6 protein-coding genes are annotated in these 4,922 nt (G+C 64.2%); all 6 read left to right on the top strand.

Annotated features, from left to right (window positions below; genetic code table 11):
- Nucleotides 1-109 precede the first annotated feature (109 nt).
- Nucleotides 110-511, top strand: coding sequence for a thioesterase family protein (locus AYR66_RS28730; RefSeq protein ID WP_170942272.1), 402 nt, complete (start codon nt 110-112; stop codon nt 509-511).
- 36 nt (nt 512-547) lie between these two features.
- On the top strand, nt 548-1,894 hold the full coding sequence (locus AYR66_RS04400; RefSeq protein WP_088706512.1) for a phenylacetate--CoA ligase family protein: 1,347 nt from the start codon (nt 548-550) through the stop codon (nt 1,892-1,894).
- A complete protein-coding gene (locus AYR66_RS04395; protein ID WP_088706511.1) occupies nt 1,891-2,640 on the top strand; it encodes an enoyl-CoA hydratase/isomerase family protein in 750 nt (249 codons plus the stop codon). The genes AYR66_RS04400 and AYR66_RS04395 overlap by 4 nt, the downstream gene beginning before the upstream one ends.
- A 10-nt stretch (nt 2,641-2,650) precedes the next feature.
- A complete protein-coding gene (locus AYR66_RS04390) occupies nt 2,651-3,349 on the top strand; it encodes an HAD family hydrolase (RefSeq protein WP_088706510.1) in 699 nt (232 codons plus the stop codon).
- Nucleotides 3,350-3,376: 27 nt separating this feature from the next.
- Nucleotides 3,377-4,510: a branched-chain amino acid ABC transporter substrate-binding protein gene (locus tag AYR66_RS04385; RefSeq protein WP_088706509.1), complete on the top strand. Its 1,134-nt coding sequence runs from the start codon at nt 3,377-3,379 to the stop codon at nt 4,508-4,510.
- 20 nt (nt 4,511-4,530) lie between these two features.
- A partial coding sequence (locus AYR66_RS28725; protein ID WP_206047056.1) for a hypothetical protein occupies nt 4,531-4,922 on the top strand: 392 nt, incomplete at its 3' end.

Genomic DNA, 4,922 nt, shown 5'->3' with positions numbered 1-4,922 from the left:
GCTGAAGCCACGTCCCACGCGGCTTTCCACCTGCCCCACCCCTCTTTCCATTCCCGTTGGCACACCCCTTGCAAAAGCACCGGGGCAATCAATCAACAGGAGTGACGCGATGTTAAACAGTGGCGATTCCGCCCGCCTGCAAATGCTGGTCTCGGCACCGGACCTTGCGGCCGCCTATGGCGACAGCACGACCGAATCGTATCCCGAGGTCCTGTCTTCTCCCGCAATGCTCGGCCTGATGGAGCGCGCCTGTGCGCGGCTGCTGGCGCCGATGCTGGGAGACGGCGAAATGTCTGTCGGCGCCCGCGTGGAGTTCACGCATTTTTCCCCCACGCCGCTCGGCGCGACCATCGAGGCCGTTGCCACTTTCGACCGCAAGGAAGGCGGGCTTTACTGGTTCTACGTCGTGGTGACCGACGGCGCCGGCGAAGTCGGGCGTGGGAAGCACGCGCGCGCCATCGTGCGGCGGCACGACATCGAGGGCAAGGCCTGCAGCAAGAAAGCCGTGTGACTGCGCGGCACCGATACAGACACCATGGAGAAGACAATGACCTTGAAATCCGCAAGCAGCACGGACGAGCTCTTCGATCCGGAATTCGAAACCCTGCCGCCGCAAGCGGTCCGCCAATACCAGGACGCGGCGTGGGAGCGCCAGTGGGACTATGTTCGTTCCCATTCCGCCTTCTATCGCAACAAGCTGTCCGCGTTCACGTCGCGCCGCATCACGCTCGACGACCTGCAGGACCTGCCGCTGACGGAAAAGGATGAGCTGCGCGTCAGCCAGGAAGGCGCTTATCCGTTCGGCGACTACATTGCCTGCACGCAGGCGGACGTGGTGCGCATGCACCGCACCTCGGGCACCACCGGCCGTCCGCTGATCCTGTCCAATTCGAAGAAGGATGCGGAGAACGTCGCCCGCATCGGCGCGCGCTCGATGTGGGCGGCGGGCCTGCGCCGCGAAGACCGTGTCGTGCATTGCCTGAACTACTGCATGTGGACCGGCGGCTTCACTGACCATACCGTGCTCGAGGCGACCGGTGCCACCGTCCTGCCCTTTGGCATCGGCAATACCGCGCAGCTGATCCGTTCGATCAAGGAACTCGGCATCACCGCGATTTCTTGCACACCGTCCTATCCGGCAATGCTGGAAAAGGTGATGCGCGAACAATTCCCCGAATGGCGGCCGCGCGACCTCGGGCTGCGGCTCAGCCTGTTCGGCGGCGAGGCCGGGCTCGACAATCCGGCCTTCCGCGAAACGATGGAAGAGAAGTGGGGCTTCAAGGTGCGCAATGCCAACTTCGGCCTGTCCGAGGTGCTGAGCATCCTCGGCGGCCAGACGGCATGGACCAACGACTTGCTGTATCACGCGAGCGATGTGGTGTTCGCCGAAATCCTTGACCCGGAAAGCGGACAGCGCCTGCCGATTCGTGACGGCACCGTGGGTGAACTGGTGTGCACGCACCTTGCCAAGGAATGCCAGCCGCTGGTCCGCTACCGGACGCGCGATGTTGTCACCATCACGGAGACGGCGCCCGGCCCCGATGGCCGCACCGCATGGCGCTTCCGTGTGACAGGAAGGACGGACGATATGTTCAATGTGCGCGGCATCAACGTCTTCCCGAGCGCGGTACGCGCGGCGGTCGAGTCGCTGCCCCAGTACAGCTCCGGTCATTTCCGCATCGTGCTGCGCGGCGACGGACCCTACGACCGCATCGAGGTCAGGGTCGAGGCGGCGCAGCAGCTCACGCTGGCGGGATGGCATGAAGCACGGGAGCGGCTGGAGCGCGAGATCCAGGGGCGTATCGGCGCGACGGCCATCGTCGAAATGATTGCGTTCGAGTCCCTGGGCCGGACGGATGGAAAGACCGCATGGGTCGAAAAGGTGCCGGCATGAACTACGTCAAATTCGATCGCGAGGGCGACATCGGCGTCATCACCCTCAACCGCCCGGAACGCCTGAACGCCATCGGCGCGGAACTGCTCGACGACTTCCATGCGGTGCTGCGCGAGGCACAGTCCGATCCCGCGCTGAAGGTGCTCGTGCTGACCGGCGCCGGCCGCGCGTTCTGTGCCGGCGACGACCTGAAGGATTTCGCGCGCCAGACCGAAAGCCCGGCCAGCATCCGTCATCACGTCGAACGCATCCAGCAAATCTCGCGCGACCTCATGTTCGGCGAAAAGCCGGTGGTCGGTGCCATCCACGGCTATGCGGTGGGCGGCGGTTTCGAGTGGCTGCTGAATTGCGACGTGGTGGTGGCGTCGGACGACCTGTGCTGCTTCTTCCCCGAGATGGACTGGGGCCAGTTCGTCACCGGCGGCGTCACCCACCTGCTGCCGCAGGCGGTCGGCTACCAGAAGGCGATGGAGCTGTGGCTGCTCGGCGAGAAGCAGGACAGCCGCGCGCTGCTCGACCTGCGGCTGGTGAACTGGGTGGTGCCGCGCGGGGAAATGATGCAGAAGGCGATGGATGTCGCCGCCGTCATTGCCTCCAAGTCGGCTTTCTCGGTCGCACGCCTGAAGACACTGCTGACGACGCAGCTGCAGACACGTATCGCGACGGCGCTGGAACTGGAGCAGGCGGCAACCATTGCCTGCTTCGGCACCGACGAGGCGGCTGCCCGAATCAAGAAGTTTGGATAAGGAGAACAACATGCATATCAAGGCAATCACCTTCGATTATTTCGGCACCCTGGTCGATGTCGACCAGGGCGGCATCTCGGGCATGAAGAAGGTGCTGGCGGAAACGCAGCTCGAAGCGCCGGGCGACATCGCGCAGGTCTACCTCGACTGGGACATCCGCAATGTGCGCCTGTACCGCGGCGGCAAGTACCGCAAGTACCGCGAGGTGGCGCAGGAAGCGCTGGCCGCGACGCTCGACACGCTCGCGCCCGGCGTATCGGCAAGCCTCGACATTCCCGCGCTGACCGACATGTACCTGGTCAGCCTGGTCGAGGATGCGGCGCCGCATCCCGATTCGGTCGAGGTGCTCACCTGGCTGGCGGAGCGTTACCCGCTGATGCCGATCACGAACATGGACAGCGATCTCTGGCGCCGGAGCCGGCTGACGCACTTCTTTGAACACGTCACGACGGCGGAAATGGCCAAGGCCTACAAGCCCTCGGCCGACATCTTCAAGCTGGCCCTCGAACGGCTGGCCGTTCCGCCCGAGCATGTGTTGCATTGCTCGCTCGCGTCCTGGGCCGACATCGACGGCGCCAAGCCGCTGGGCATGAACGTGGCGTGGGTGAACCGGGGAAAGGAGGCATTGGGCACATGGCAGCCGCGACCTGATTTCGAGTTCGACAACCTGTATGGCGTACGCAATCTGTTGAACACCGATAAACACTGATTCGAGATTCTTTGAGGAGACAAGGACATGAACACGACAATGCTTGCAAGACTGCTTTTCCCCGCGGTGTCCGCGCTGGTGATGGTCACCGCGCACGCGGCCGAGATCACCGTCAAGATCGGGCACGCCGGCCCGCTGACCGGCGGCCAGGGCAACAGCGGCAAGGACAATGAGCGCGGCGTCCGCCTCGCGGTCGATGAACTGAATGCGTCCGGCCTCAAGGTCGGCGACAACACGGTCCGCTTCGAACTGCTGTCCGAGGATGACCAGGCCGATCCCAAGCAGGGCGTGGCCGCCGCGCAGAAGCTGATCGACTCCGGCGTGAAGGCGGTCATCGGCCATTACAACTCCGGCGTGTCGATTCCGGCATCCAAGCTGTACAACGATGCCGGCATCCCGATGATCACCGGCGCATCGTCCAATCCCAAGTTGACGCAGCAGGGCTATCCCCATGTGTTCCGCCTGGCGGCCAACGACAACGTGATGGGCGCGATGATGGCGCGCTTCGGCGCCGGCTTCCTGGGCATGAAGAAGGTGGCCGTGATCGATGACCGCACCAGTTACGGCGCAGGTGTCGCCGATGTGTTCATCAACAAGGCGAATGAGCTCAAGGTCCAGGTCCTCGGGCGCGAATTCACCACCGACAAGTCGAGCGATTTCTCGTCCATCCTCACCAAGATCAAGGCGATGAACCCGGATGCGGTGTTCTTCGGCGGCTACTATTCGCAGGGCGGGCTGATGGCGCGGCAGATGAAGCAGCTCGGGCTGAACGTGCCGCTGCTCGGCGGCGACGGCCTGTGCTCGAAGGAGATCGTGACGCTCAGCGCGGGCGCCGTGGAAGGGAAGCTCTACTGCGCGCAGGGCGGCACCTCGCTCGACACGCTGACGGGCGGGCCGGAATTCCGTGCGCGGTTCAAGAAATCCTTCGGCGCCGACGTTGATGTGTATGCGCCGGCCTTCTATGTCGCCACGCGCCTGGTGGCCGAAGCCATGAAGCAGGCCGGCTCGGTGGAACCGGCGAAGTTCGTGCCCGTGCTGTCGCGCATCCGCTACCAGTCGCTGCTCGGCGAGGTGAAGTTCGACCGCGCCGGCGACTGGGAGGGCGCGCCGATCACGGTGTATGAAGTCACGGGCGGCAAGCTGGAACCGATCCGCCGCTGATAGCTCCGGGAGGCAGGGACATGCACATCGATGAACATTGCCTGCTGTGCAATCCGTTGTTCCACGACAGGTTCCGAAAGACAACGGAAGTCCTTGCACTGGTCCTGGCCGCCGCTCCGTTTTCCGCCGGCGTGGTTGAATTGCTCGACAGTACGCGCTTGCCGCCAAAGCAACTCCTGGCAATCTGCGGCACATTGCAACGGGCGGGCTTCATCCGCCAGCACGAGGTGTTTGCCGCCAACTGGGTGCTGTGCGCGCCGGCGGCTCACCTCACGCTGGAAGACGTGTATTTCTGCGTCGCGCGGGAGTTCGACGATGGTCTGCCCTGCTCATCGGCGCCGGCCGGCAGCGCGGTGGGCGGCGTCGACGCCTTCCTGATGCAGGCGTCGATCGCGACTTACCAATGCTTCCT

It is taken from the genome of Noviherbaspirillum denitrificans, assembly GCF_002211445.1.
In the GTDB taxonomy this organism is placed as follows: domain Bacteria; phylum Pseudomonadota; class Gammaproteobacteria; order Burkholderiales; family Burkholderiaceae_D; genus Noviherbaspirillum; species Noviherbaspirillum denitrificans.
This window is presented reverse-complemented; position numbering and strand designations above follow the sequence as displayed.